23 protein-coding genes and 1 pseudogene are annotated in these 25,801 nt (G+C 70.4%); 10 read left to right on the forward strand and 14 right to left on the reverse strand.

Going from position 1 to position 25,801, the window contains the following annotated elements:
* Position 1 precedes the first annotated feature (1 nt).
* Together ACRSBM_RS01055 and ACRSBM_RS01060 are read right to left on the reverse strand one after the other, a co-directional pair.
* Positions 2 to 1,189 carry an LCP family protein gene (locus ACRSBM_RS01055; protein ID WP_434438717.1) on the reverse strand — a complete coding sequence of 396 codons (1,188 nt, stop codon included), beginning with the start codon at positions 1,187 to 1,189 and terminating at the stop codon, positions 2 to 4.
* 69 nt (positions 1,190 to 1,258) lie between these two features.
* On the reverse strand, positions 1,259 to 2,824 hold the full coding sequence (locus ACRSBM_RS01060; RefSeq protein ID WP_434438718.1) for an LCP family protein: 1,566 nt from the start codon (positions 2,822 to 2,824) through the stop codon (positions 1,259 to 1,261).
* A gap of 121 nt (positions 2,825 to 2,945) precedes the next feature.
* On the opposite strand from ACRSBM_RS01060, the gene rfbB reads away from it, so the two are divergent.
* Both rfbB and rfbD read left to right on the forward strand, forming a co-directional pair.
* Positions 2,946 to 3,932, forward strand: a complete 987-nt coding sequence (rfbB, locus tag ACRSBM_RS01065; protein ID WP_434438720.1) for a dTDP-glucose 4,6-dehydratase — start codon at positions 2,946 to 2,948, stop codon at positions 3,930 to 3,932.
* 3 nt (positions 3,933 to 3,935) lie between these two features.
* Positions 3,936 to 4,784, forward strand: a complete 849-nt coding sequence (rfbD, locus tag ACRSBM_RS01070) for a dTDP-4-dehydrorhamnose reductase (protein WP_434438722.1) — start codon at positions 3,936 to 3,938, stop codon at positions 4,782 to 4,784.
* Positions 4,785 to 5,040: 256 nt separating this feature from the next.
* Here the strand turns inward: rfbD and ACRSBM_RS01075 are convergent, their stop codons facing one another.
* The 5 genes from ACRSBM_RS01075 to ACRSBM_RS01095 are packed head-to-tail and all read right to left on the reverse strand — an operon-like array spanning position 5,041 to position 10,622.
* A complete protein-coding gene (locus ACRSBM_RS01075) occupies positions 5,041 to 6,147 on the reverse strand; it encodes a glycosyltransferase family 4 protein (protein ID WP_434438724.1) in 1,107 nt (368 codons plus the stop codon).
* Positions 6,140 to 8,641: a glycosyltransferase gene (locus tag ACRSBM_RS01080; protein WP_434438726.1), complete on the reverse strand. Its 2,502-nt coding sequence runs from the start codon at positions 8,639 to 8,641 to the stop codon at positions 6,140 to 6,142. The genes ACRSBM_RS01075 and ACRSBM_RS01080 overlap by 8 nt, the downstream gene beginning before the upstream one ends.
* A gap of 3 nt (positions 8,642 to 8,644) precedes the next feature.
* Positions 8,645 to 9,196 (reverse strand): hypothetical protein, encoded by a 552-nt coding sequence (locus tag ACRSBM_RS01085; protein ID WP_434438727.1) that lies wholly within the window; start codon positions 9,194 to 9,196, stop codon positions 8,645 to 8,647.
* The gene (locus ACRSBM_RS01090; protein ID WP_434438728.1) at positions 9,193 to 9,720 is read right to left on the reverse strand and encodes a hypothetical protein; all 528 of its coding nucleotides are present in this window, start codon (positions 9,718 to 9,720) and stop codon (positions 9,193 to 9,195) included. Before ACRSBM_RS01090 ends, ACRSBM_RS01085 begins: the two co-directional genes overlap by 4 nt.
* A complete protein-coding gene (locus tag ACRSBM_RS01095; protein ID WP_434438730.1) occupies positions 9,720 to 10,622 on the reverse strand; it encodes a glycosyltransferase family 2 protein in 903 nt (300 codons plus the stop codon). The genes ACRSBM_RS01090 and ACRSBM_RS01095 overlap by 1 nt, the downstream gene beginning before the upstream one ends.
* 20 nt (positions 10,623 to 10,642) lie before the next feature.
* Here ACRSBM_RS01095 and ACRSBM_RS01100 point away from each other — a divergent pair, with 20 nt between their 5' ends.
* The 3 genes from ACRSBM_RS01100 to ACRSBM_RS01110 all read left to right on the forward strand — a co-directional run bounded on the left by ACRSBM_RS01100 (position 10,643) and on the right by ACRSBM_RS01110 (position 13,704).
* Positions 10,643 to 11,626, forward strand: coding sequence for a glycosyltransferase family 4 protein (locus tag ACRSBM_RS01100; RefSeq protein WP_434438732.1), 984 nt, complete (start codon positions 10,643 to 10,645; stop codon positions 11,624 to 11,626).
* 68 nt (positions 11,627 to 11,694) lie between these two features.
* A complete protein-coding gene (locus tag ACRSBM_RS01105; protein ID WP_434452915.1) occupies positions 11,695 to 12,822 on the forward strand; it encodes a glycosyltransferase family 4 protein in 1,128 nt (375 codons plus the stop codon).
* A 33-nt stretch (positions 12,823 to 12,855) separates the two neighbouring features.
* Positions 12,856 to 13,704, forward strand: a complete 849-nt coding sequence (locus ACRSBM_RS01110) for a glycosyltransferase family 2 protein (RefSeq protein WP_434438734.1) — start codon at positions 12,856 to 12,858, stop codon at positions 13,702 to 13,704.
* 56 nt (positions 13,705 to 13,760) lie between these two features.
* On the opposite strand, the gene ACRSBM_RS01115 is transcribed toward ACRSBM_RS01110, so the two are convergent.
* Complete coding sequence (locus ACRSBM_RS01115) at positions 13,761 to 14,174, reverse strand: hypothetical protein (protein WP_434438736.1); 414 nt, start codon at positions 14,172 to 14,174, stop codon at positions 13,761 to 13,763.
* 102 nt (positions 14,175 to 14,276) lie between these two features.
* Between ACRSBM_RS01115 and ACRSBM_RS01120 the strand changes: the two genes are divergently transcribed.
* The 3 genes from ACRSBM_RS01120 to ACRSBM_RS01130 all read left to right on the forward strand — a co-directional run bounded on the left by ACRSBM_RS01120 (position 14,277) and on the right by ACRSBM_RS01130 (position 17,541).
* The gene (locus ACRSBM_RS01120; RefSeq protein WP_434438737.1) at positions 14,277 to 15,344 is read left to right on the forward strand and encodes a sugar phosphate nucleotidyltransferase; all 1,068 of its coding nucleotides are present in this window, start codon (positions 14,277 to 14,279) and stop codon (positions 15,342 to 15,344) included.
* The gene (locus tag ACRSBM_RS01125; protein WP_434438739.1) at positions 15,337 to 16,218 is read left to right on the forward strand and encodes a DNA-3-methyladenine glycosylase family protein; all 882 of its coding nucleotides are present in this window, start codon (positions 15,337 to 15,339) and stop codon (positions 16,216 to 16,218) included. The genes ACRSBM_RS01120 and ACRSBM_RS01125 overlap by 8 nt, the downstream gene beginning before the upstream one ends.
* Before the next feature lie 213 nt (positions 16,219 to 16,431).
* Positions 16,432 to 17,541, forward strand: coding sequence for a cytochrome P450 family protein (locus tag ACRSBM_RS01130; protein WP_434438741.1), 1,110 nt, complete (start codon positions 16,432 to 16,434; stop codon positions 17,539 to 17,541).
* A 32-nt stretch (positions 17,542 to 17,573) separates the two neighbouring features.
* On the opposite strand, the pseudogene ACRSBM_RS01135 reads toward ACRSBM_RS01130, so the two are convergent.
* The 5 genes and pseudogenes from ACRSBM_RS01135 to ACRSBM_RS01155 form a co-directional block, all read right to left on the reverse strand.
* Positions 17,574 to 17,876 (reverse strand): annotated as a pseudogene (locus ACRSBM_RS01135) (transposase); the annotation flags it as partial.
* On the reverse strand, positions 17,831 to 18,358 hold the full coding sequence (locus ACRSBM_RS01140; protein WP_434438743.1) for an NUDIX hydrolase: 528 nt from the start codon (positions 18,356 to 18,358) through the stop codon (positions 17,831 to 17,833). The pseudogene ACRSBM_RS01135 and the gene ACRSBM_RS01140, both read right to left, overlap by 46 nt.
* Entirely contained in the window at positions 18,355 to 19,677 is a 1,323-nt protein-coding gene (locus ACRSBM_RS01145; protein WP_434438744.1) for a coenzyme F420-0:L-glutamate ligase, read from the reverse strand. The genes ACRSBM_RS01140 and ACRSBM_RS01145 overlap by 4 nt, the downstream gene beginning before the upstream one ends.
* Complete coding sequence (gene cofD / locus ACRSBM_RS01150; RefSeq protein ID WP_434438746.1) at positions 19,670 to 20,623, reverse strand: 2-phospho-L-lactate transferase; 954 nt, start codon at positions 20,621 to 20,623, stop codon at positions 19,670 to 19,672. The genes ACRSBM_RS01145 and cofD overlap by 8 nt, the downstream gene beginning before the upstream one ends.
* A gap of 33 nt (positions 20,624 to 20,656) precedes the next feature.
* Complete coding sequence (locus ACRSBM_RS01155) at positions 20,657 to 21,412, reverse strand: site-2 protease family protein (RefSeq protein WP_434438748.1); 756 nt, start codon at positions 21,410 to 21,412, stop codon at positions 20,657 to 20,659.
* A 245-nt stretch (positions 21,413 to 21,657) separates the two neighbouring features.
* Here ACRSBM_RS01155 and ACRSBM_RS01160 point away from each other — a divergent pair, with 245 nt between their 5' ends.
* Both ACRSBM_RS01160 and ACRSBM_RS01165 read left to right on the forward strand, forming a co-directional pair.
* Positions 21,658 to 21,963 carry a WhiB family transcriptional regulator gene (locus ACRSBM_RS01160; protein ID WP_051784712.1) on the forward strand — a complete coding sequence of 102 codons (306 nt, stop codon included), beginning with the start codon at positions 21,658 to 21,660 and terminating at the stop codon, positions 21,961 to 21,963.
* 39 nt (positions 21,964 to 22,002) lie between these two features.
* The gene (locus tag ACRSBM_RS01165; RefSeq protein WP_434438750.1) at positions 22,003 to 25,161 is read left to right on the forward strand and encodes a glycosyltransferase; all 3,159 of its coding nucleotides are present in this window, start codon (positions 22,003 to 22,005) and stop codon (positions 25,159 to 25,161) included.
* A gap of 179 nt (positions 25,162 to 25,340) precedes the next feature.
* Here the strand turns inward: ACRSBM_RS01165 and ACRSBM_RS01170 are convergent, their stop codons facing one another.
* A complete protein-coding gene (locus ACRSBM_RS01170; protein WP_434438751.1) occupies positions 25,341 to 25,784 on the reverse strand; it encodes a metallopeptidase family protein in 444 nt (147 codons plus the stop codon).
* Positions 25,785 to 25,801 lie beyond the last annotated feature (17 nt).

Raw genomic sequence — 25,801 nt, forward strand, 5'->3', positions numbered from 1 at the left:
CCTAGTCGACGCAGGGCACATCCTGTTGAGCCGCGACAGCCTGCATGCCGTCCAGCGAGAGCAGCTTTTCAGGACCGAACCGCGCGGGCGTACTCGGGGTCGTCGAGGACGGGGCGGGCTTCGGCGTCTCGCCGATCAGCTGGGCGACCCACGCCTTCACCGCCTCGCGGTCGACCGTGACGACGCTCTGGCCGCGTTCGTTGCGGGCGTCGATGCTGGTCACCGGGATCGTGGCGAACTCGACGTTGCCAGACGCGAGGCCCTGCGCCTGCGCCGCCAGCGTCGTGAGGTCGAGCTTCTCGTCCACCACGACGGACTTCGACACGGCGTCCAGCAGGCCGTTCATCTTCGCCGGGTCGGCGAACGTGCCCGCGGACAGCAGCTGCTTCATCGCCTGCGACATGAACACCTGCTGCCGCGCGATGCGACCGAGGTCACCACCGGGCATGTTGCGCTGCCGCACGAACGACAGCGCGTCGCCGCCCGAGATCACCTGCTGGCCCGCGCGGAAGTTGGCGCCGGAGTTCGGGTCCGACGTGCCGGCCTTCAGGCACACCTGCACCCCGCCGATCACCTCGGTCAGCAGGTAGAACCCGTAGAGGTTGATCTCCGCGTAGTGGTCGACGCGCATCCCCGTGAGGTCCTGCACGGCCTGCACCAACGCCTTGCGGCCGGCCTCGTCCGACTTGCGCTCGCGCTCCTGCTGGTCGCGCACGCCCTCGGCCTGCAGCCGTTCGGCCGTCAGGAACTTCACCGCGCCGTACGCCGCGTTGATCTTGTCCTCGCGGTAGCCGGCGATCGGGACGTACGTGTCGCGCGGGATCGAGATCGCGCTCGCCTTGCCTCCGTTGCGGGGCACGCGCATCACGATGATCGTGTCGGTGTTCACCGTGTCCGTGCCCTCGGTGCGCAGCTTGCGCAGCACGTCCGCGGGAAGCGGCCTGCCCTGTGCGTCCGTCCGGCTGTCGCTACCCACCAGCAGGATGTCGATCGCGCCGTCCTCGGCGGGCGGCGAGTTCGGGATGTCCTCCAGCACCTCGAGGATCTGCGTGGTGTTGGTGTTCTGTTTCACCAGCCGCAGTGCGGTCCAGAAGTAGCCGGAGAACGCCAACGTTGTCACGGCAAGCAGCGCAATGACCGTACGGCCGATCACCCGTGCGGTCTTCTTCGCGCGTGCTGCAGCGCTCAACGTCGGTCCTCCACATTTGCTGGATCTGCATGCCCAGCGTAACTATCGGAAGCCCGTTACACCGGTGTTTCAGTTCACGCAGACCAGTCCGCCCGCCGTGATCGGCGGGGTGCTGCTGGAACTCGGCGCCGTGGAGGTGCCGGGCACGCCCTGCGCGTCGACGTCCCCGGAGTCGTCGGGTGACTGGTAGTCACCACCGACGAAAACCTGGACCTGTCCCTTTCGGACGGACGCGTCCTCCTCGACGGCGACGTTCTGCCCGAGTTCCGCCGCGACCTTGCGCGCGGAGCCTTCCTCACCGGCCGCGTACCGCACCACGGTGGTGTCGCTGTTCTGCTGCGCGGAGCCCACGATCCCGCGCTGGAAACCCTTGGCCGCCAAGGTGTTCATCACCTTACCCGCGAGACCCTGCACGCCGGCGGCGTTGTAGACCTGCACGACGATCGACGCGTTCGGCGGCGCGGGCAGCGACGTGGTGGTCGTCGGCGAGGCCGAGCCACTGGTGGAGGGCTTCTCGGCGGCCAGGGTGGTGAGGAACCTCTTCACCTCGGCCGTGTTCACCGGCAGCACGTTGCCGTCGCTGTAGGTGTCCGTCGGGTCACCCACGGGGATGGTCTTGAACTCGAAGTTGCCGCCCACCAGGCCCTGCATCTGCTCGGCGAACGTCGTGATGTCCCAGCCCGCGCTGAGGATCACGGACTTCTGCACGGCCTCGACGAGTCCGCTGAGCTTGCTGGGGTCCGTCAGCGTGCCGGTCGACAGCACCTTCTTCGCCAGCGCGCCGATGAACACCTGCTGGCGCACGATCCGGTCGAGGTCGCCGCCGGGCAGGTTCGCGCGCTGCCGCACGAACGACAACGCGGCCGCGCCCTCGATCGTCTGCGGGCCCGCCCGGAAGTTCGCGCCGGAGTCGCGGTCGGAGGTGGCCTCCTTGACGCACACCTCGACGCCGCCGACGGCCTTGGTGACCTCGTAGAAGCTCGCCAGGTTGACCTCGGCGTACCGGTCGATCCGCACGGCACCGCCGGACAGGTTCTCGATCGTCTTGATCAGCGTCTTGCGGCCGGCGGCCGTCGACTCGGTGCGGATCCGCTGCTCGTCGGTCACGCCCTGCGAGCGCAGCTCCTGGTCGATGGTGTTGCGCTGGCGGGCGAACGCGGAGTTGAGCTTGTGCTTGCCGAACCCGTCGGCGATCTCGACGTAGGAGTCGCGCGGGAAGGAGATCGCCACCGCGCGCGTGCCGTCCACCGGGATGTGCACGAGGATCATGGTGTCGGTGTTCTGCTGGCCATCGGAGTAACCGCCGTTGAGCAGGGCGAGGGCCTCCTTCGGCAGCGGGTTGCCCTGCGCGTCCGTGCGGCTGTCGATGCCGACCAGGAGGATGTCGACCGCGCCGTCGAGCGGCTTGGGACCCTGCTCGGTGAGCTCCTGCGGGATGACCTCGGTCTTGACGATGCCGTTGTTGGCCGCCCTCAACTGCCCCCAGCCGTAGGACGTGACGAGCAGCACAGCGGCGGAGACCAGTGAGACGAAGACCTTCCCCGTCACCAGGAAAGCGCGGAACGCCGCAGCCGGCCCGGCACCCCGAACCCTGACCGGCAGGCTTCCGCCGTCCACAACCGTTTCCTCCCCCACAACTCCTCCCCCAACAACGCCGAGTCTAGTTCTTTTATAGGTGACACGACGTGACGTTGCTGTGGGTTGCAGCGATTGCGTATGTGACAGACTGCGAGCGGGATATCACGAGAGGAATGGCATGCGTGTACTGGTGACGGGTGGGGCCGGGTTCATCGGCTCGCACTACGTGCGGGAGTTGGTGAGCGGGTCGTACCCGGCCTTCGCGGGTGCCGAGGTGGTGGTGCTCGACAAGCTCACCTACGCGGGCAGTGAGACCAACCTCGCGCCGGTCGCCGGCAAGTTCGAGTTCGTGCAGGGCGACATCTGCGACGCCGCCGTGGTCGCCGAGCAGATGCGTGGCATCGACGTCGTCGTGCACTTCGCCGCCGAGTCGCACGTCGACCGGTCCATCACGGGCTCGGCCGACTTCGTGCTCACGAACGTGCTGGGCACGCAGACTCTGTTGCAGGGCGCGCTGAACGCGGGCGTCGGCCGGTTCGTGCACGTCTCGACGGACGAGGTCTACGGCTCGATCGACGAAGGCTCCTGGACCGAGACGCACATCCTCGAACCGAACTCGCCGTACTCCGCCTCGAAGGCGTCCTCCGACCTGCTGGCGCGGGCGTTCCACCGCACCCACGGTCTGCCCGTCAGCATCACTCGGTGCTCGAACAACTACGGGCCGTACCAGTTCCCGGAAAAGGTCATCCCGCGCTTCGTCACCAACCTGCTCGACGGCAAGAAGGTGCCGCTCTTCGGTGACGGCCTGAACGTGCGTGACTGGCTGCACGTCGCCGACCACTGCCGCGGTATCCAGCTCGTCGCCGAGGCCGGTCGGCCCGGCGAGATCTACAACATCGGCGGCGGCACCGAGCTCACCAACCGCGAGCTGACCGAGAGGCTGCTGGCGGCCACGGACCGCGACTGGTCGTTCGTCGAGCCGGTGGAGGACCGCAAGGGCCACGACCGCCGCTACTCGGTGGACATCGCCAAGATCGCGTCCGAACTCGGCTACGCACCGCAGGTCGACTTCACGGTCGGCCTGGCGGACACGGTCGAGTGGTACCGCGAGAACCGGGCCTGGTGGGAGCCGCTCAAGGAGCGCGCCCAGTTGGCGGAGGGCTGAGCAGTGATTCTCGTTCCCGGTGGCCGTGGTCAGCTCGGCCAGGACCTTGCCGCTCTGTCCACTGACGTTCGCGGGGTGTCCTCCGCCGAGCTGGACGTGACCACGGTCACGGCCGATTCCCTGACCGGCGCTTCCGCGGTCATCAACTGCGCCGCCTACACGGCTGTCGACGCCGCCGAGACCGACGAGGACCGTGCGTTCGAGGTCAACGCCGTCGGCCCCGGTCTGCTCGCCGAGGCGTGCGCTTCCCTTGGCATTCCGATGATCCACGTGTCGACGGACTACGTCTTCTCCGGCGACGGCACGCGGCCGTACGAGCCGTCCGACCCGGTCGGTCCGAAGTCCGCCTACGGCCGTACGAAGCTCGAAGGTGAACGCCGCGTGCTGGCGGCGGGCGGCTGGGTCGTGCGCACCGCGTGGGTGTACGGCGCCAACGGTTCGAACTTCGTGAAGACCATGGCAGCGCTGGAATCCTCGCGCCCGACTCTGTCCGTTGTGGACGACCAGCGCGGCTCGCCGACGTGGTCCCGCGACCTCGCCGCCGGACTCCTGGAGCTGGCCTCGGTCCTGCCGTCGCAGCGCCTGCTGCACGCCACGGGCGGCGGCGAGACGACGTGGTTCCGGTTCGCACAGGCGATTTTCGAGGAACTGGGCGCCGATCCGGCTCGGGTGCAGCCCTGCACCACCGCCGACTTCCCTCGCCCGGCTCCGCGCCCCGCCTACTCGGTGCTGTCGGGTGTGGCGTGGGCAGCAGCGGGACTACGCCCGTTGCCGCACTGGCGAAGCGCCCTTTCGGAGGCGTTCCAGGCGGGGGTCGTAGCTCCCCGTGCCGATGCTGCGCCATTGGAGTGACCGGTCTGGCACGGTAGTCCCAAGTGCGAGAGCCTGTTCGGCATGTTCGATTCCGGGCGCCAACCTCAGCGTTCCGCGACAACGGATTCCGATCGGCAGCGATTCCTGCGATGCGTCGCCGTTGTCACGGGCTCGCGGCAGGTGTCGATGAGCCAGCTGGACAAGCACTCGCCGAGGCCGCACTCTCGGTGAAACCGTTGGGGCGTCAGGCTTTCCTGACGCCCTTCACCGTCGGCGCCCTACCACGTCGACACCGTCAGGCCCTGCTCCGGCGGTACGCCTCGACCGTCTTCTCCGCGCACCGCCGCCACGTGAACCCGGACGCGTACGCCCGCCGCTCGGACTGGGCCTCGGGAGTGGCGGGAGCCGCCACGGCCTGGGCCAGCGCCTCGGCCAGCGCCTCGACGTCGCCGACCGGCACGTGCAACGCGTGCCCACCGGCGACCTCGCGCAACGCGGGCACGTCCGAACACACCACCGGAACGTTGCAGGCCAACGCCTCCAGCACCGGCAGCCCGAAGCCCTCGTCGCGGGACGGCAGCACCAACGCGGTGGCACCGGCCACGACCGACCGCAGGTGCACGTCCGACAGGTAGCCGGTCCGCAGCACCCGACCGTCCACACCGGACCGACCGGGCCCGACGATCACCAGCGGCGGCAACGACGGATCGGCGGCGTGCGCCTTGATCAGGTACTCGAGCCCCTTGCGCGGCCCGTCGGCCCCGACGAACAGCAGGTACTCAGACGACAGCCCCAACCGGCCGCGCAGGGCCGGCGACGGCGGCCGCGACGCGAACCACGCCGGATCGACCCCGAGCGGCGTCACGACGATCTTCTCCAGCGGCACCGAGAACCGGTCCGCCACCACGGAGGCGACGGTTGCGGTCGGCGTGCAGATCACGTTCGCGCGCTGAGCGGACAGCCGGACGAGCTCCGGCAACCGGCGGTCCGACGGCGGCAGGTCGCCGGGCGAGTCCAGGAACGCGAGGTCGTGGATCGTGACCACCCGGCCGGCCCGCAGCGTCGGCGGCAGCACGAAGTTCGTGCCGTGCATGACGTCGGAGAACCCGGCCAGCATCTCCACCGTGGGGAACGGGGCGCGCAGCCACATCTGGCGCAGGGCCCGTGCCGAGACGGGCAGGCCGCGCGCGGTGACGTCGTGCGGCAGGACGGTCCGCAACGCGCGCCAGCCACGCAGGGTGAACGCCACCGCCCGTACGTCGGCCTCCTCCGGCATGGACGCCAGTTCTTCGGCCAGGGCCGCTGTGTAGCGGCCGATTCCGGTGCGGTGCCCGAGCAGGGGAGTGCCGTCGAGCAGTACGGACAGGGTCTTCTTCTTCGGGGATCCGGGGGATCTAGCCATGCTTGCCACCACGCGCGATCTTGCGCAGACGCCCCGTCGCCCGCTTGGCCAACTCGGACGGGCCGCCCGCGTCCAGGTACTCGCGCACCAGCCGCAGGTCCCGCTTCACCTTGTCCGTCGTGCTCAGCCCCGGCGTGCGCACCATGGGCGAGGAACCCGACAGACGGTCCGCGGCGGGCCTGGGGTTGCGGCAGAACTCCGCCAGCGGCGCGAGCGCCGTCTCCCAGGTGAACCGTTCGCGTACGACGGCGATGCGCTCACGGCACGCGGCCGCGAACTCCTCGTCGTAGAGCACCTTCTCCAGCGCGTCGGCCAGTGCCTCCGGGTCCTCCGGCGGCACGACGACGCCCAGTCCTTCCCGCTGCACCAGGTCCGCGAACGAGTCGCCGGACGTGGTGACGATCGGCAGCCCCGCCCACAGGTAGTCGAGCACCCGCGTGCGGAACGCGAACGTGGTCTCCACGTGCTCGTAGTGCGTGGTGACACCGCAGTTCGCGTCGAGCAGCCAGTTCTGCCGCTCGGTGTAGGGCACCCAGCCGTCGTTGAAGAACACGTTCTCACCGGTCAGCCCCAACGACGCCGCGAGTGACCGCGTCTGGCCGGCGATGTCCATGTCCGGGACCTCGGGGTTCGGGTGCTTCATGCCGAGGAAGTACAGCTTCGCGGACGGCTGCCGCTGCCGCAGGTGGGCCATCGCCCTGATCAACGACAGCGGGTCGAACCACGAGTACACGCCACCGGCCCAGATCACGACCTTGTCGGCGTCGGAGACCCCGGGCACCACGCCCTTGATCGCCGGGCCGGTGCGCTGCGGCGGCTTGCCCGACAGTCCGAAGGGGACGATCCCGAGCAGTGACTGGGTCGTCGGGTCGTTGTCGTACAACGCCGGCGTCAACCGGCCCAGCGCGGCCAGGTGGCCGAGCCAGAAGTGCCGCTGCCGCTCGGACGCGCACAGGAAGAAGTCGCCGCGCTCCAACTGGTTCGTCAGCACGCGCGTGACGCTCTTCAGGTCCGCGGCGCGCTTCTCGTCGCTGTCGTCCTTGCCCTGCTCCAGCAGTTCCAGGTGCATCGGGTCGTAGATGTCGCAGACCACGATCTTGGTGGAACCGGCGTGCTTGAGCTCGCTCGCCATCTCCAGCCCGTGGCCCTGCAGCACGATCACGTCCGCCCACCGGACGTTCTCCGGCAGCTGCTTGAGCTTGACGCCCTCGATGGTGAACGGCGCGTCCGGCGGGTCGCACAACGGGTTCGTCGTGATCAACCGGACCTCGTGCTCGCCCGACAGCACGTCCGCCATGTGCCACGCGCGGATCGCCGGTCCGGCCATCCGCTCGGAGATCGCGTCACCGGTGATCACCAGGATCTTGCGCGGCTTGCCGAACACCTCGTCGACACCGAGCGCCTCGACCAGGATGTCGTGCGCCACGATGTAGCGGCCGATGTCGTACGCGGGCTCCAGAGCCTTGCGCATCAACGGAACCAGGTCGACGTCCGACATCCGCCGCGAGGCCTGCTCGACGCGGCGCGACTCGGCGAGCTTCGGCATCATCTCGACGAACTGGTCGATCGCGAGGAACCCGGCGAGCGACTCCCGCGGGATCTCGGCGGGCCTGCGGTCGTCGGCGGGGTCGGCCGGGCGGCGGGTGATCTCCAGCTGCTTCGGGTCGATCTCGCCGCGCGCGGTCGCCCGGCGCACCACCAGGGCCAGCGCGGCGGGCAGCACACGGGCGAGGGTCTCGTCGGAGAAGTTCTTGTAGAGCGTCGCGAGGGCGTTGCGCTCCAGCAGGTACAGCTCGCGGCTGTGGTCGATCGAGCTCATCGACGCGTGGTGGCGGTGGAACGTGAGCGACGCGGGCTCGTAGCGGACCCGCCAGCCGCGCAGGTTCAGCCGCCAGCCGAGGTCGACGTCCTCGTAGAACATGAAGAACCGCTCGTCGAACCCGCCGAGCTCGCGGTAGAGAGAGGCCCGCACGAACAACGCCGAACCGGTGCCGAACAGCACGTCGCGCGGGGCGTCGTGGCTGCCGTCGTCGGTCTCGCCGACGTGGCGCTTGTAGCCCATGCCGAACCAGGTCAGGCCGCCGTCGACGAAGTCGATCTTCTTGCCGTCCCAGTCCAGGACCTTGCTCGCCACGGCGCCCACGGACGGTTCGGCGTGGAACACCCTGATCGCGGCCTTGATCCAGTTCCGGTCCGCGCGCGCGTCGTTGTTGAGGAACGCGAGCACGTCACCCGTGGCGTACTCGACGCCGAGGTTGCAGCCGCCCGCGAAGCCGAGGTTCCGGTCGTCGGACACGACCTTGACGCCGGGCAGTCCCGCCAGCTCCGCCTTCAGGCGTGCGGTGTCGTGCGCCTCGTTGTCGACGACGATCACCTGGAGCAGGCCGGTGGGGTAGTCCACCTCGGCCAGTCCGCGCACGCAGGTGATGGTGTCCTCCGCGCCGCGGTAGTTGACGACGACGACGGAGACGGCGGGCAGAGAGGCTCGATCCACGCGCTAAGCCTGCCTCATCACTCTGCGCGCCCGCAGTGTGGTTGCACAGATCAGCAGCAGCACGATGGCGAGGGGCACGCCGAACACCCACTCGGCGGACCAGTCGTTGCGCTCGGCGAGCAACGGCCGCATCAGCGGATGGCGCAGGACGGTGGCCGGACCGGGCTGCATCTTCTTGTCCTGCTCGCCCCGCACGACGATGCTCAGCTCGGCGCCGTCCGGGCAGGTCACCTGGTGCGCGAACATCGGGTTGTCCGGTCCCGGCAGGTCCTCGACGCTCTCGACCACGCAGGTCTGGGGCGTGGCGAGGAGGTCCATCAACGCGCGGTGACCGTCGCCGACCAGCACCGCGGTACCGGGGATCACGACCATGAACGCGGGCAGCACCAGCCACGCCGGCCCGAGCTTGCCGAGGCCCCACGCGAACGCGAACGACAACAGCCCGCACGGCAGCAGCACCGCGAGCTGGTACGACTCGGGCACGACGGCACCGAGCGCGACCGCGGCGGCCACCGCGACGAGCCCGATCACGATGAGTGGTGCCGGTCGTCTCACGCCCGCTTCCTCAGCAGCCACGCGACGGGAATCGCGGCAGTCATGACTGTGAGGACGCCTGCGACCAGGGGCAGGTTCCACAGGTCCGGTGAGGCGAGCACGGGCCGCAGCGGCGGGCCGATCCGCACGTCCGCCTCGAAGGTCCGCAGCCGGTCGCTCCAGTCCTCCGTGATCTCGACGTCCCCGCTCGGGCAGCCCAGCACGTACTCGACGACCGGCCGTTTCGCGTACCGGTGTTCCTCGGCCTGTCTCACCACGCAGTGCTCGACGTGCCCGATCCGGTCCATCAGCACGCTCTGGCCGCCGAACGTCAGGACGAACGGCGCGCCCAGGCCGATGACGAACGCGGGCAGCGCCGCCTCCTTGCGGTCGGCGAGCCCGCAGAGGCCGAGCGAGAACGCGAGCCCGCCCACCAGACCGAGCAACAGAAACCCGATCTGGACGGTCATGCCGAGGGCGGCGCCCGTCAGCACGCCCGCCACACCGCCCGCGACCAGCAGCCAGGTGAGCTTCCGCTGGGACATCAGCGGCCCGCCCAGTCCTGCCAGACGCCGCGCCGGGGCACCTTGGTCCTGATCCTGAGCCGCTGGACGAGCGTGGCGGGCAGGCGCAGCAGCACTTCCGCCAGCACCCGGACGCGCAGGCCGAACCGGAAGTTGGCGGCCTCCGGGACGTCGCGGCGGAACGGCAGCAGAGCGGTGATCGCGAGGAACCGGGCGAGCTGGGTGAACGCCACCGCCGCGGGAGCGCAGCGCAGCAGCATCAGCAGCCGGTTGCGTTCGTTCCAGCGGTGGAACAACACCGAGCCGGGACGCGTGCTGGCGCCGTGCCGGTGCCGCACCCGCGCCGGTCCGACGGAGATCACCCGGTGCCCGGCCAGCCGGAGCCGCCAGGCCGTGTCGGTGTCCTCGTAGTAGCAGAAGAAGCTCGCCGGGACGCCGCCCACGGCCCGCAGTTCGCCGGTCCGCAGCAGCGCGGCACCACCGCAGAAGCCGAACACCTCACGGCCGGCGAGCACGACGTCCTTGCCGTGGCCGTCCGCGGTGAGCGCCACGCCGACTGACTGCGTCGAGCCGTCCGTCAGCAGGATCGACGAGGTGGCGGCCGCCGCCTGCGGGTCGCCTTCGAGAGCGCTTTCGAGCTCGGCGAGCCACGACGGTTCCGGTGCCGCGTCGTCGTTGAGCCACGCGACGTACGGGGTGTCGATCCGGTCGAGCACGGCGGCGAGCCCGCCCGCGTAGCCGCGGTTGCGTGGCAGTCGCACGACCTCATGCCCGCTGATCAACGCGGCTGTGCCGTCGTCGGACGCGTTGTCGACGATGATCGTCCTATGTGGACTTTTCTGGGCCGCGAGGGCGTCCAGGCACGCCTTGATGTGGTCACGGCCGCGCCACGTCACGACCACCACGGTGCTGAGTGCCGACACGGCGTGAGACGGTACGCGACGTGCCCGAGCTAGTAGTGCTGACCGAGCAACTCAACGCCCCGGTCCCCGGTGGTACCGGCCGTTACACGGCGGAACTGCTCAAGGCGTTGGCCTCGACCACGCCGGACGGCTGGTCCGTGACGACCGCGGCGACGGCGCGCGCCGACCGCGTGATCAGGGTGCCGCGCCGGGTGCTCGTGGCGTTGTGGGAACGCGGCCTGCCGCCGAAGCTCGGCCCGGACGTGCACGCCCCGACGCCGCTCGCCCCGCTGCCGGGCGCTGTCGTCACCGTGCACGACGTGGTGCCGTGGACGCACCCGGAGACGCTGACGCCGCGCGGGGTCGCCTGGCACCGCAAGGTGATCTCGCGAGCTGCCCGCGAGGCACGGGCGCTCGTGGTGCCCACGCAGGCCGTCGCGTCTCAGTTGGCGGACTGCGTTCGCGTCGAGGTGCCGGTGCACGTCGTGCCGAACGGCGTCACCAGGCTCGTCGGCACGCCGCCCGGCGACCTGCCCGGCCGGTACGTGCTCGCGATCGGCACGATCGAGCCGCGCAAGGGCTTCGGGCTGCTGGTGCGGGCCACCGAACGGCTGCGGGTCCCGCTGGTCGTGATCGGTCCGCGGGGCTGGGGTGACGTCGACCTGAGCGCTCCGCACGTGACGTTGCTCGGCAGGGTCTCCGACGCCCGGCTGGCCTCGGTCCTGGCCGGTGCCACGGTGCTCGCCGCGCCCAGCCTGGCCGAGGGGTTCGGGCTGCCGGTGCTCGAGGCGATGGCCGCCGGCGTGCCCGTGGTGCACTCCGACGACCCTGCTCTGGTGGAGGTCGCGGGCGGCGCCGGCACCGTCGTGCGGCGCGGCGACCTGGCGTCGTTGACGGAAGGTCTGCGGTCCGTGCTGGCTGATCCTCGTCACACAGTGGAGGCCGGGATCACCCGCGCGAGTGAGTTCACCTGGGAAAAGACCGCGTTGGGTGTCTGGAGTGCACACGCTCGACAAACGGATTAGTGCATTCCCGCTAAACGCATATGCAAATGACATTACGCTAGCCGATCGTGTCGACCGTCGAACCCAGCGTGCTGATCGACGCCACCGCGGTGCCCGCAGACCGTGGAGGCGTCGGCCGTTACGTGGATTCGCTCGTCGCGGCCCTGGACGCCGACGGGGCCAGACTCTCCGTCGTGTGCCAGCCCCGCGACGAAGAGCTGTTCACCAAGATCGCGCCCAACGCCCGCGTCGTGCGAGCCGCTGACGCCGTCGCCACCAGGACGGCCCGGCTGGCCTGGGAGCAGACGACGCTGCCCAGGCTGATCAGGACGATGGGCATCGACGTCGTGCATTCACCGCACTACACGCTTCCCCTGGCCGGCAAGGCCGCCTCGGTCGTGACGCTGCACGACGCGACGTTCTTCACCGACCCGGTGCTGCACTCGTCGGTGAAGGCGCGCTTCTTCCGCACCTGGACCCGCGCCTCCCTGAAGCGCGCCGAGCTGTGCGTGGTGCCGTCCCAGGCGACCGCCGACGAACTGGTGCGCGTCGCCGGAGCCGACCGCCGCGTGCTGCACATCGCCCAGCACGGCGTCGACACCGAACGCTTCCACCCGCCGTCACCGGACGAGATCACGTCCGTGCGGCGGACGTTGTCGTTGGCGGACACGCCCTACGTGGCGTTCCTCGGCGCACTGGAGCCGCGCAAGAACGTCCCGGCGCTGATCCGCGGCTTCGCCCAGGCGGTGGGCGGCCGTCACGATCCGCCCGCACTGGTGCTGGCCGGCCAGCCCGGCTGGGACAGCCAGGTGGAACGGGCGCTGGACTCCGTGCCGCACCGCATCCGGGTGATCCGCGCGGGCTACCTGCCGTTCGAGCAACTGGCGGGCTTCCTGGGCGGCGCCCAGCTGGTCGCCTACCCGTCGCTCGGCGAGGGCTTCGGCCTGCCCGTGCTCGAAGCCATGGCGTGCGGCGCCTGCGTGCTCACCACCCGAAGACTGTCGCTGCCCGAGGTCGGTGGCGAGGCGGTCGCGTACTGCGGTGTCGGAGCGGGGGACATCGCGGCGGCGATCGCCGACCTGTTGGACGACCCGGCTCGCCGCGCCTCGCTCGCGGCGTCGGGACAGCAGCGGGCCAAGGACTTCTCCTGGGCGGTCAGCGCGGACCGGCATCGGCAGGCGTACGAGCGGGCCGCGCTGGTGCGACGCCGGAAGTGAGGCGGCGGAGGGGACGCCGCTAGGGTGACGCGCGTGAACTACGGCGACGAGCTTGGTGTCGTGACGGTCACGTACTCGCCGGGCGAGACGCTGGCTCCATTTGTGGACACCCTTGCGAAGGCCACGTCCCGTCCCGTGCGGGTCGTGCTGGCGGACAACGGGTCCACCGACGGCGTGCCGCAAGAGGTTGCGGCGTCTCGGGACCACGTCACCTTCCTGCCCACCGGAGGGAACCTCGGGTACGGCGGTGGAGCCAATCGCGGCGTCGCCGCTCTGGGACCCGAGGTCGGCTGGGTGCTGATCTCCAACCCCGACATCGAGTTCGCACCCGGCAGCGTCGACGTGTTGATCGACGCGGCCGAGCGGTGGCCGCGCGGCGGGATGTTCGGGCCGCTGATCCGGGAGCCCTCCGGGGAGATCTACCCGTCCGCCCGGCTGCTGCCCTCCATCGGACGCGGCTTCGGGCACGCCGTTTTCGGGGTGGTGTGGAAGTCCAACCCCTGGACCCGCGCGTACCGGCAGGAGAAGGCTCCGGTGGAGCGGACCGCCGGGTGGCTGTCCGGGTCCTGCTTCCTGATGCGGCGGGAGGCCTTCGACTCGGTTTCCGGGTTCGACGAGAAGTACTTCATGTACTTCGAGGACGTCGATCTCGGCGAGCGGGTCGGCAAAGCCGGATGGCAGAACGTCTACGTGCCCGACGCCGAGGTCACGCACATCGGCGGGCACTCGACCGCGCGGTCCTCGGACCGGATGCTGCGGGAGCACCATCGGAGTGCCTACCGGTACCTGGCTGATCGGCATCCCGGGGTGCTGTGGGCGCCGTTGCGGGCGGTGCTGAGGGCGGGGTTGGCGTTGCGGGTGAGGATTCTCACTCGGAGGTGAGGTCGTCTGCCGCCCGCGTGGATCGTCGGCGGCGCCCTGACGGCACCGCCGATACCTCACATGTCGCCGTTGAGCCGTTGCGTCAGCGAACTCCGGGCCTGCTGGTGGTTCGAGACCGTCGGGATGACGCCGGGCCGGACGATCTGCGTGATCTCCGCGTCGTCCGCGGGGGACGACTGCACGGGCATCGGCTGGGTCGGCATGGGCTGGGCCGGGGCCTGCTGCGGGCGCTGGGGCTGTTGCTGGCCCCCCTGCTGCTGACCCGCCTGCTGCTGGCCCATCTGCGCGGGCGCCAGGATCATGGTCGAGTCCGGGTCCCGGCGCGGGTCCACGGCGTTGACCAGCGTTCGAGGGATCTGTTGCGTGTCGGACGCGTCCATGGGGGACGTCATGTTGTCCGGCGTCACGATGTTCCGCCCACGTGCGCGGGCGCGGGCGAGCATGGCGTCGGCCCGGTCGCGGGGGTCCATGTCGGATTTTGCTCCTTGCCGGGACCAGATCCCTTATGACGATCTGCTTCGTGTCAGAGTATTCCGTCGAACGGCTCGCTGTAACGCGGAGGAGGAAATAAGGTGCACGGCGTCGAAGCTGTGGTGCTGGTCGGGGGCAAGGGCACCCGTCTTCGCCCGCTGACCCTGTCCGCTCCCAAACCCATGCTGCCGACCGCAGGGGTGCCATTTTTGACGCATCTCCTGTCGCGGATCAAGGAGGTGGGCATCACGCACGTGGTGCTGGGGACCTCTTACAAGGCCGAGGTGTTCGAGGAGTACTTCGGTGACGGGTCGCGGCTCGGGCTGGAGCTCGAGTACGTGGTCGAGGACCTCCCGCTGGACACGGCGGGCGCGATTCGCAACGTCGTGGACAAGCTGCGTGAGCCCGACGTGATGGTGTTCAACGGCGACATCCTGTCCGGCGTCGACCTGACCGGGATCGTCGACACGCACCGCAAGCACGAGGCGGACGTGACGCTGCACCTGGTGAAGGTGCAGGACCCCAGGGCGTTCGGGTGCGTGCCGACGGACGACGAGGGGCGGGTCCAGGCGTTCCTGGAGAAGACCGAGAACCCGCCGACGGACCAGATCAACGCCGGCTGTTACGTGTTCCGGCGCGAGGTGATCGACGCGATCCCCGCCGGGCGGCCGGTGTCGGTGGAGCGGGAGACGTTCCCCGGGCTGCTGGAGGCCGGGAAGAGGTTGCAGGGCCACGTGGACGCCACGTACTGGCTCGACCTCGGCAAGCCCGAGGCGTTCGTGCAGGGGTCCGCGGACCTCGTGCGTGGCGTGGCGCCGTCGGCCGCGGTCGCCCAGCCCGGCGACTTCCTGGTGCTCGAGGGTTCCGCCGTGCACGAGGGTGCGACGGTCCGGGGCGGCTCGGCGGTCGGTGCGAACTGCACGGTCGCGGACGGGGCGGTGCTGGACGGCGCGATCCTGTTCGACGGCGCGGTCGTCGGCGAGGGCGCTGTCGTCGAGCGGTCGATCGTGGGCGCCGGCGCGCTCGTGCAGGCCGGTGCCGTGCTGCGGGACGCCGTGGTGGGCGACGCGGCGGTGATCGGCGCGCGGTGCGAGTTGATCGGCGGCGCACGGGTGTGGCCGGGTGTGGTGCTGCCCGAGGCCGGCGTGCGCTTCTCGACGGATGCTTAGCAGAGCCTGGACTCCACCGTTCCCACTCGATCTGGGAGCGGTGCTCCTGCCGTTGCGCCGCGGGCCCGGCGACCCGTCCTTCAGCACGGAGGGCGGTGTCTGGTTCGCGGCGAACACCCCGTGCGGTGCCGGCACGGTGCACATCAGGCGGGCCGGCGACGAGGTGCTGGCCGAGGCGTGGGGCGAGGGCGGGCGGTGGTTGCTGGACGGGCTGCCCGCCCTGCTCGGCGCCGACGACCCGGTGGACGAGTTCGTCGCACACCACCCGGTCGTCGCCGAGTCGCGCAGGCGGCGGCCGGGGTTGCGGCTCGGGGCGACCGGACGGGTCTGGGACCTGTTGTTCGCCTCGATCCTGGAACAGAAGGTCACCGGCACGGAGGCCTTCCGGACGTGGCGGGAACTGGGCAGGCGGTTCGGTGAGACCGCTCCCGGCCCGAAGGCCCTGAAGGTTCCGCCCACCCCGCAACGGTTGCTGGGCCTGCACGACTGGGAGTGGCACCAGTGCGGACTGGACGGCGCGCGCCGGCGCACGCTGGTCAACGCCGCGCAGGTCGCGCACCGGCTGGAGAAAGCCGCCGAGATGCGCAGCCGCGAGTTGCTGGAGAAGGTGCCGGGGATCGGCGTGTGGACGTCCGCCGAGGTGGCGCAACGGTCCTGGGGAGACCCGGACGCCGTCAGCGTCGGCGACTACCACGTCGCCAAGAACGTCACGTGGGCGCTGACCGGCACGCCGGGCGACGACGACGGGATGATGGAGCTCCTGGAGCCGTACAAGCCGCAACGGCATCGCGCGGTCTGCTACCTGCAGGCGGCGGGGTTGCAGCGGCCACGGCGAGCGCCGAGGTTCTCGCCGCGCGACTACCGCAGGTTCTAGAACCGCAACGCCACTTATACGTTCTGTCGTGGATCATGTCGTGTGTGGTGGTCGATGTTGCTGTAGCGCGAGTTGGACCGGGTGCATGACCGGAGCAGCCGATCGGCTCGCTGACGTTCCTTGCACGGCCTGCGAGTCGGAAGTGACCTCTGGACCGGAGATGAGGAGATCGCGATGAGCAGGGACCCGAACGCGGCTGTCCGGGCGATCGAGTTGCCCGACGGCACGTCGGCCTGGCTCGTCACCGGCTACGAGGAGGCTCGGCAGGCGCTGTCGGATACGCGTCTGTCCAAGGTGCTCAAGGCCGAGGACCTCGGCCTCGAGCCAGAGCTCTCCAGTGCGATGTTGCGCATGATGCTGTTCCTCGATCCTCCGGATCACACCCGCCTGCGCCGGTTGATCTCCGCCGCGTTCACCCCTCGCCGCGTCGAGGCTCTGCGACCGCGCATCGAACAGATCGCGGGCGAACTGCTCGACGCGATCGCCGTCCACGAGACGGTCGACCTGGCCGAGACGTTCGCCTATCCACTGCCCTTGCAGGTCATTTGTGAGCTACTTGGTGTGCCGGTCGAGGATCGCGCCGAGTTCCGCGACTGGTCCGCCATCGTGGCCGCCGGCTCCGCCCGGCAACACGAGCAGCCCGCGGCGATGGCAAGAGTGTTGACCCGTATCCGCGCCATGCTGGCCGACCGGGTCGTTCACCCCGGCGACGACCTGCTGGGCGATCTGCTCGCGGTGCGTGACGAGGGCGATCGGTTGTCCGAGGACGAGCTGACCTCAATGGTGTTCATGCTGTTGATAGCCGGCCATGAAACCACTGCTCACTTGATCGGCTCTGGCGCGTTCATACTGCTCAGCGACCGGAACCGCTGGCTCCAGCTGCGCGCGGAACCTGAGCTGTTGCCGACCGCCATCGAGGAGTTCGTCCGGTTCGAGCCGCCGGTCGCCGTCACGACGCAGCGCACCGCCACCGCGGTGATCGAGCTCGGCGGTCAGTCCATTCCGGCCGGTTCGCGGGTGATGGTCAGGCTGGCGGACGCCAACCGGGACGAGGCTCGTTTCCGGGACGCGGACGAAGTGCGGCTGCACCGTGCGCAGAACCCGCATCTGGGTTTCGGGCACGGCATCCACTACTGCATCGGGGCGCCCATGGCCCGCCTCCAGGCGCAGGTCGCGTTCACCGCACTGATGGCCCGGTTCCCCGAACTGGAACTGGCGGTCCCGGCCGGCGAAGTCGGCTGGCGATCGGACTTCCAACGTGGCGTCACCCGGCTGCCAGTGCGGCTTTCCCCTTCCGGGGATCAGATCCCGGGCCGCGGTTGAGCAGACCGAGGACGAGAGAACAGGCCGGTCGACCTGGCCTGTCCGTAGGCCTCGCCGGCGGTGACCCAGCGGAAGGGCACCCCGGCGTCGAGCGTGCGCTCGATCATCGCCATCGCCTGTCGCGGCTTGGTGGCGAACTCCACCTCGTCGGGGACGTCGGCCGTCCGGCATCGGTCCCGATCACCAGTCCAGGACTCCGGCAGGTAGAGCTCCCGGTCGATCAACGCGTGACCTCGCGACGACGCGTAAGCCAGGAACACGCCCACCTCTCCGGCGCTGAGTTCGACCGCTAGCGCAGCCGGGCCAGCGCCGACTCGATCAACGGGTGCAGGTCGTCCACGTTGTCCGGCAACGAGTCCAGCGGCCACCACTGCAGGTCGACGGACTCGGCCGACCGCACGGGCTGCGCGCCCACGGGTGCGCGGACCAGGAACCGCACGTCGAAGTGGCGCGTCGGCTTGCCGAGCGAGCAGGTGATCGGGTGCACGTCGAGGTGGATCGGCGCCGGCTCGATGCGCAGGCCGGACATGCCGGACTCCTCGGTCGCCTCGCGCAACGCCGCCGCGGCCAGGGACGTGTCCTCCGGCTCGCAGTGGCCACCGAGTTGCAGCCACCGGCCGACGCGTGGGTGCAGCGTCAGCAACGCGTGCTCCGCCGTGGCGTCCAGCACGAGCGCCGAGGCCGTGAGGTGCCCCGGTTCGCAGGATCGCCGGCAGGCGTCCTCACGGGCGGCCAGGAAGCCCAGGTAGGCCTCCCGCAGAGCGTCCTGGCCCGTGAACCGGCTCAGCGTCGAGACGGCGTCGGCGTGCAGCGTCACAGTTCGATCAGCCCTTCCAGCGGCTCACGCGGGACGAGCGGCTCGACCGGGTGGCCGACCGCTACCGCGCCCAACGGTTCCCAGTCGCCGGGAACGCCCAGCACGGAACGCACCACGTCCGCGCAGAAGATCGTCGACGACACCCAGCACGAGCCGAGGCCCTCGGCGGCCAGCGCCACCAGCAGGCCCTGCACGGCGGCGCCGCCGGCGACGGTGAACATCGTCTTCTCGGCGTCGGCCCGGCGGTCGTCGGGGTAGCTGTGCGCCCCGTCGCGGACCAGGAACGGCACCACGATCTCCGGTGCCTCCACCAGCAGGTCCCCGCGGCGCACCCGGCGCGCGATCTGGTCCTGGGGGAAACCGTCGGCGCGCAGGTCGGTCTCCCACTGCTCGCGCATCGCCCGCAGCAGCTCGGCGCGCTTCTCCCGCACCAGCACGAACCGCAGCGGCTTCGTGTGGTGCGGCGCGGGCGCGGTCAACGCCGCACCGACAGCGCGCCTCACAGCGCTGAGATCAACGGGCTCGTCCGAGTAGAACCGCACGGACCTGCGCATCAGCACGGCCTGCGCACGGCCGGCAGCCAGCGCCTCCTCCGTGCCGAGGCTGAAGAGGTCCTCCTCGACCGGCCGGTTCAGGTCGCGGGCCGTCGAACCGTCGTCGACCACGTCGAACCCGCGCAGCACCGCCACCGGCACCGCGCCGAGCTTGCCCTTCACCAGGTCCGCCGCCGCCGCGATCTCGTCGGCGACCGCGACCATCGTCACCGCGAGCTGGTTGCCGTGCTCGTCGACCGAGCCCGCGTAGTCGTGCAGCACGCGGATGCCGGACGCGCCGATCGCGGCGTCGGTCTGGCCCATCCGCCACGCGCGGCCCATCGTGTCCGTGACGACGACGGCGACCTCGACGCCCAGCAGGTTCTTCAGGGCGCCGCGCAACGACGCCGCGGAGCCGTCCGGGTCGACCGGGAGCAGCGCGATCTCGTCGCCCGCCACGTTCGAGGCGTCGACGCCGGACGCGGCCTGCACGATGCCGAGCTTGTTCTCGGTGATCAGCGTGCGCATCTTGCGGGCGAGCACCCGCACCGACTCCGCGTCGACGTGCTCGCGCCGGATCCTGTCCCGTTCCTCGGGATCGGCCGGCACGCGGACGAGCCGTCCTTCCACTTTGGACAGGATCTTGGACGTGACGACCAGCACGTCGCCGTCACGCAGCCAGGGCGCGGCGTGCGCGATCGCGCCGGCCAGGTCGTCGCCGGGCCGGAACTCCGGCAGGCCCGTGACCGGCAGCAGCTCCAGCGCGGCCGCGGCGTGGTCAGCCAACTTCGACTCCGGCCAGTTCCAGCGCGGCACGGGCCATCTTCGCCGTGGCGTCCACATCGGACATCAGCAGCGGGACGGCGCGGACCGCGACACCGGGGACGTCGGCGCGGTCGCCGGTGTGCACCAGCCACGCGTCCAGGATGCCGTCCTCTGAGCACTTGCGGGAACCGTAGAGCCGGCCTACCGCCTCGGCCGAGGTCTCCAGACCGATCGCGTCCAAACAAGCGTCGGCCATGCCCCGCAACGGTTTCCCGCCGATGATCGGCGACAGGCCCACGACACCGGCCTCGGTCTTGCGCAACGCGTCGCGCACCCCGGGCACGTTCAGGATCGTGCCGACGCTCACCACGGGGTTCGACGGCGCCAGGATCACCGCGTCGGCCTCGGTGATCGCGTCCAGCACACCCGGTCCGGCGGTGGCGGTCTCGGCGCCGACGAACGCGAACGACTGCGCGGGCACGGCGGCCCGGTGCTTGACCCACCACTCCTGGAAGTGGATGGCCTTCGTCTCGCCGTCCAGCTCCACGACGACGTGCGTCTCCACGCGGTCGTCCGACATCGGCAGCAGCTTCACGCCCGGCTGCCACCGGTCGCACAGCGCCTCCGTCACGGCCGACAGCGGGTAGCCGGCGCGCAGCATGCGGGTGCGGACGAGGTGCGTCGCGATGTCACGGTCGCCCAGGCCGAACCACGTCGGCTCGGCGCCATAGGCGGCGAGCTCCTCCTTGACGGTCCACGACTCGTTCGCGCGACCCCAGCCGCGCTCGGTGTCGATGCCGCCGCCCAGCGTGTACATGCAGGTGTCGAGGTCGGGAGTGATGCGCAGCCCGTGCATCCACACGTCATCGCCGGTGTTCACCACCGCGGTGACATCCGCTCCGAGTGCTTTCAATCCCTGGAGGAACTTTGCGCCGCCGACCCCGCCGACCAGTGCTACGACCTTCACGCCCGCCCATGCTTCCACAGTGCGGCCGGTGGCCTACAGGTAGCGCCAGAACATGAACGCCGCCGCGCCGGCACCCGCCGAACCGGGGTCGCCGCCGAGGACCGCGAACAGCGAGGTCGCCGCCTGGAAGAACAGCCGGTTGATCTCGGCGAAGCCGATCAGGACGGCGAACAGGACCAGCGGCGCCCACGGCCGGGCCTTCGCGCCGAACTGCTGCGCCTGGTAGGACATGAACGGCTCCAGCACGCCCCAGCCGTCCAGACCCGGAATCGGCAGGATGTTCAGCACGAACGCGATCACCTGCAACAAAGCAAGGTACGAAATCGCGGCGGCGAGCGCGGTCGGCGGCGAGAACACCGCGACGACCACGGCGAGCAGCACGCCGATCACGAGGTTCGAAACCGGTCCCGCGAGTGAGACCAACGACTCGATCTTCTTCGAGCGCAGCGCGTGGTGGTTGATCCACACCGCGCCGCCCGGCAGGGGGATTCCGCCGAACACCAGCAGCACCAGCGGCAGCACGATGCTCAGCACCGGGTCGGTGTAACGGCGGATGTCGAGGGTGAGATATCCCTTGTCACGTACGGAGAAATCGCCGCCCTTGTACGCGACGGCGGCGTGCCCGAACTCGTGCAGGCACAGCGTCACCGCCCACCCGGCGAGTACGAAGAGGATGGTGCCCGAGATGATGGCGGCGTCGCCGTCGAGCAGGGTGAGGGCAGCTCCAGCGGCCGTCGCCGCGAGCAGGCCGAGGAACAGTGGACTGGGGCGCACTGCTGATCGCTTCACCCCTCCAGTGTGGCGTGTCGGCTGGCGTGGTGGGCCGTTCGAGGACAGGTCGCGACACCTGAATCACCGTCTGTGCTGCCAGTCAAGGTTTTGGCGGCCATTCGCGGGAATATCCCCCGACGTGTGGACTCCGCTTGACCGCCCGCTGTGACGCAGGTGTAATCACATCGGTGCCATTCGTCGTTGTGGGAACGGCGACTGGCGTCCGCCAACCGGGGAGAGCGGAAGGCGAGGAGGCGGACGAAATGCAGGAATTCGAAGAGCTGGAAGAAGATCACGTCACGCAGCCGGTCGTGCAGGGCGAGCTGTCGTACCTGTTCGACCCTGCCGACGAGCAGGACTGGCAGGAGCGCGCGCTGTGCGCGCAGACCGATCCCGAGGCGTTCTTCCCCGAAAAGGGTGGTTCGACTCGGGAGGCCAAGCGCATCTGCCTGGGCTGCGAGGTTCGTTCGGAGTGTCTTGAGTACGCACTCCAGCACGACGAACGCTTCGGCATCTGGGGTGGTCTCTCGGAGAGAGAGCGCCGCAAGCTGAAGAAGCGAGCCGTCTAGCCGCGCAGAAGCGTGATCTTTCTGCCTTAACTTGGGGACGTGACAAGTCCTCACCCGAGGCTCCGGACGGCGCCGGTGCTGTGCGTCCTGGTCTGCCACGACGGCGACCAGTGGCTCAGCACGGCGCTGTCCGCCTTGCGGCGTCAGCGAATTCGCCCGAGGCACGTGATCGCGGTCGACACGGGCTCGACGGACCGCACGGCGAAGGTGCTGGCCGAAGCGGAAGATCTGCTGGACGGAGTGCTGACCGCGCCACGGGGCACGGGTTTCGGCACCGCCGTGCGCATCGCCGTCGAGCATGCCGTGCAACGGTGGGGTGATCCGGGCAAATGGCTGTGGTTGCTGCACGACGACAGCGCGCCGGAACCTGACTGCCTGGTCTCGCTGCTGACCGCGGCCGAGGTGTCGCCGGCGGCCGCCGTGCTGGGTCCGCTGTGCCTCGATTGGGTGGATTCTCGGCTCGTCGTCGAGGCAGGTCTGTCCACGGATTCTTCAGGGCATCGACAGACCGGCCTGTCGTCCGCGGAACATTCCGCATCGTTCCAGCAGAGCACCGAGGTTCTCGCGGTCTCCTCCGCCGGTTCACTGATCAAACGTGAGGTGTGGCACGCGCTCGGCGGTTACGACGAAGCGATGCCGCTGCTGCGCGACGATCTCGACTTCGGCTGGCGCGCTAATCGCGCCGGTCATTTGGTCCTGTGCGTACCCGTCGCACGCATGCGTCATGCGCGCGCCGCGACTAAAGGCGCACGCCGTTTGGACGCCGCGATGGCACGGCCGGGACCGGCATTTCGGGGCGTCGACCGCGCGCACGGCATGCGCACATTCCTGGTCAATTGTTCAGGTTTCTCCTTTGTGGTCGGGCTGCCGCGGCTGCTGGTGCTGTCGTTGCTGCGGGCGCTGGGCTTCCTGCTCCTGCGGCGTTTCGCCGACGCACACGCCGAGGCCGGCGCGGCCCGTTACCTGCTGACACGCGGTCGTCTGTTCGAAGGACGCCGCGCGCGTCGCGGGTCCGCCGTCGTGCGCGGCCTCTTCACCAGCAGACTCACCAGACTGCGCAACGCGGTTCGGGCCGGCGCGACGTTCCTGATCCGCCGTCGCGTCGAAGCCGACGCCGCGCTGGGTCGTTTGCCCGCGGCCGACCCTGGTTCGGCGTGGCTCGAACCGTCCGAAGTGGACTCCCGGCCGGTCGGTCCGTCCGCGCTGCCCGCCGGTGCCTCGCGCGGCCGTCCCCGCGTCGCCGGTCTGCGCCGCCCACCGGTCGTCGTCCAGGTCGAGGCCGTCCTGCCCGGTGCGCTGCGTCCCGCGCCGCGCCCGCGTCCGTCGCCGGGACCGCGCGCCGACTCCGGCATGGTCTTCGTGGAGGTCGACCACTCGCGGGTGCTGCGCTCGTTGCTGCTCGCGCCTCCGGTGCTGCTCCTGCTGAGCCTCTCGGCGGTCGCGGTGGTGGCGAACTGGTCCCGTCTCGGCCTCGATCTCGCGGGCGGCAGGCTGCTGCCGGTCGGCTCGCTGGGATCGGTGTGGTCGACCTACCTGGCGTCGTGGCACCCGGTGTTCGGCGGCACCGCGGCTCCCGCACCCGCCGCGCTGGCCGTCCTGGGACTGGTCCCCGGCGGTCCGTCCTTCGCCGTGGCGCTCCTGATGCTGGGAGACATTCCTCTCGCCGCGTTGTCCGCCTACATCGCGTCACGCGGCATGCGCGTACGCCGTTCCGTGCGCGCGGTGGTGGCCGCCTTCTACGGGTTGCTGCCGATTGCGACGACCGCCGTGACCGAAGGCCGGTTGGACGTCGTCGTCGTCCACGTCGTGACGCCCGTGGTGTTCGCCGGCGTGTACGCGGTCCTGCGCGCGTCGTCCACGCGGTCCTGGCTGCCGATGGCGTCCGGCACCGCCATCGGTGTCGCGGTGCTGGGCGCGTTCTCGCCGCTGACCCACGTCGTCGTGATCGTCGGTGCGCTGGCCGGCTTCATCGCGGTGACCGGCGGTGCGCGCCGGATCGCGGCATTGTTCGTCATCGTGCTTCTGCCGATGGGGCTGCTTCTGCCGTGGCCGGCTGTTCTGTTGCAGCACCCCGAGATGGTTCTGAACGGCCTTGGTGCGGCTTACGACTCGCCGCCGCCGAACCTGATCGTGTGCTCGGTGTTCGTGGCCGCTGCTTTCGCTGCCGCCGTGTTGCGGCCCAACGCCGCGATGGTGCCGGGCCTGCTGGTGATCGTGCTGGCCATCGGCGCCCTGGCCGCCGTGGCGGCGGTCGGGGCCTGGCTCGGGGCGCCGCTGGTGCTGCTGGCGTGGGGGCTCGTGTGGGTGGTGCTCGCCGGATGCCGGCGCGGGGTGGCGCCGGGGGTGGCCGGGCGGGCTCGGGTGCGTCGGGCCGTGTACGTCGTTGGCGTCGTGACGCTGGTCAGCCTGGGTGTGGCCGGGTTCCTGGATCTGCGGTCCGGTCCGTTGAAGGCGGACGGCGGGCTCGGGTTGAGCTCGTCCTTGACCGCCGAGCTGGAGCGCAGCGGGCGGTCGGTGCTGATCCTCGGGTCGCCCGTCCGTCAGGTGGCCGGGCGGATGCCCGCGTTCGGGGACGACGACCTGGTGCCGACCGTGTCGTCACCTGCCCGGTTGCGGCGGTGGAACACGTCGTTGCTGGACGGGGCCGCTCCGGCGGTGAAGGTCGCGCTCGCCCAGGCCGCCTCGTCCGGGGTCACCTTCGTGGTGCTGCCGTCCGAGGAGGCCGCCGCCAGGGTTCGCTCGGCTGCCGGGGAACTGGTCTCGGTGGCGCCCGCGGCGACGGATGGGCGGCCCGTGCTGCGGCTGCGGTTCGCCGCGGACACCGGGGTCCTGCTGGCGCCCGATCTGGCCCGGCGTGCTCGCACCGGCGGGGAGCCGCCGGCCGAGCTGGCTGCTACCGGGGTCGCACCGGTGAACGTGTCGCTGCCCGAGGTCGCCGTCCGGGTCTCCCCTGGTGGGGAGGGCCGGATCCTGGTGCTGGCCGCCGAGGACGAGCCCGGCTGGCGGGTGTTCGTGGACGGCGTCGAGGTGCCGGTGGTCCGGGCCTGGGGGCACCTGGTCGGGGTGCCGCTGCCGTCCGGTGGGGCCGAGGTGTCCGCGTCGATGTCGACGACCCTGCGGGACTTCCTGTTGCTGGGACAGGCGGCCGCGGCCCTGTTCACGTTCCTGACGGCCATCCCAACCCGCCGCCGCCCCTAGCTTTTTCGGAACGCGGGGGCCTCGCGTTCCCTGTAAGGAAACGCGGGACTCCCGCGTTCCCATCCGAGGACCCGCCGTCGCCCGGCCGCACGCGGGGACCCTTCGTACTATGTGACAGTACGAAGGGTCCCCGCGTGCACGTCGGTGAAGCGGCGGACGCGGGGCGTGTGAGAGGGGTCTCAGCCCTCGTCGATGACGTCCGGGTCGAGGCCCAGGTAGTTCGCCACCTGCTCGACCAGCACGTCGTGCACCAGGTCGGACAGGTCGGCGCCGTCCTTCGCGCGTGCTTCCAGCGGGCGGCGGTAGAGCACGATCCGGGCACGGTTGTCCGAGGCCGCCGGGAGCAGGCGGGCCAGGGGGACGCTGCCATCCTCCACCACGCCGTCCTCGCCCTCGACCTGGACGTCCGGGACGTCGTCGACCGCCACGTCGAGCTGGGTCAGTTCGGTGCGCCAGCGGGCCTCGATCGGCTCCAGCGCCTCGATGACCAGGGCGTCGAAGCGTTCGGCCCGGGAGCGGGCGGCGGGGAGGGTGGCCGGGTAGAGCGGGCCGCGCAGGCCTCTGCCGTGCCGGTCGCGGTTGCGCCGACGTGGCGAATCCTGTCGCCGTGAACCCCTTGCCATCACCACAACCGAGCAGC

It is taken from the genome of Lentzea xerophila (assembly GCF_051094245.1).
In the GTDB taxonomy this organism is placed as follows: domain Bacteria; phylum Actinomycetota; class Actinomycetes; order Mycobacteriales; family Pseudonocardiaceae; genus Lentzea; species Lentzea xerophila.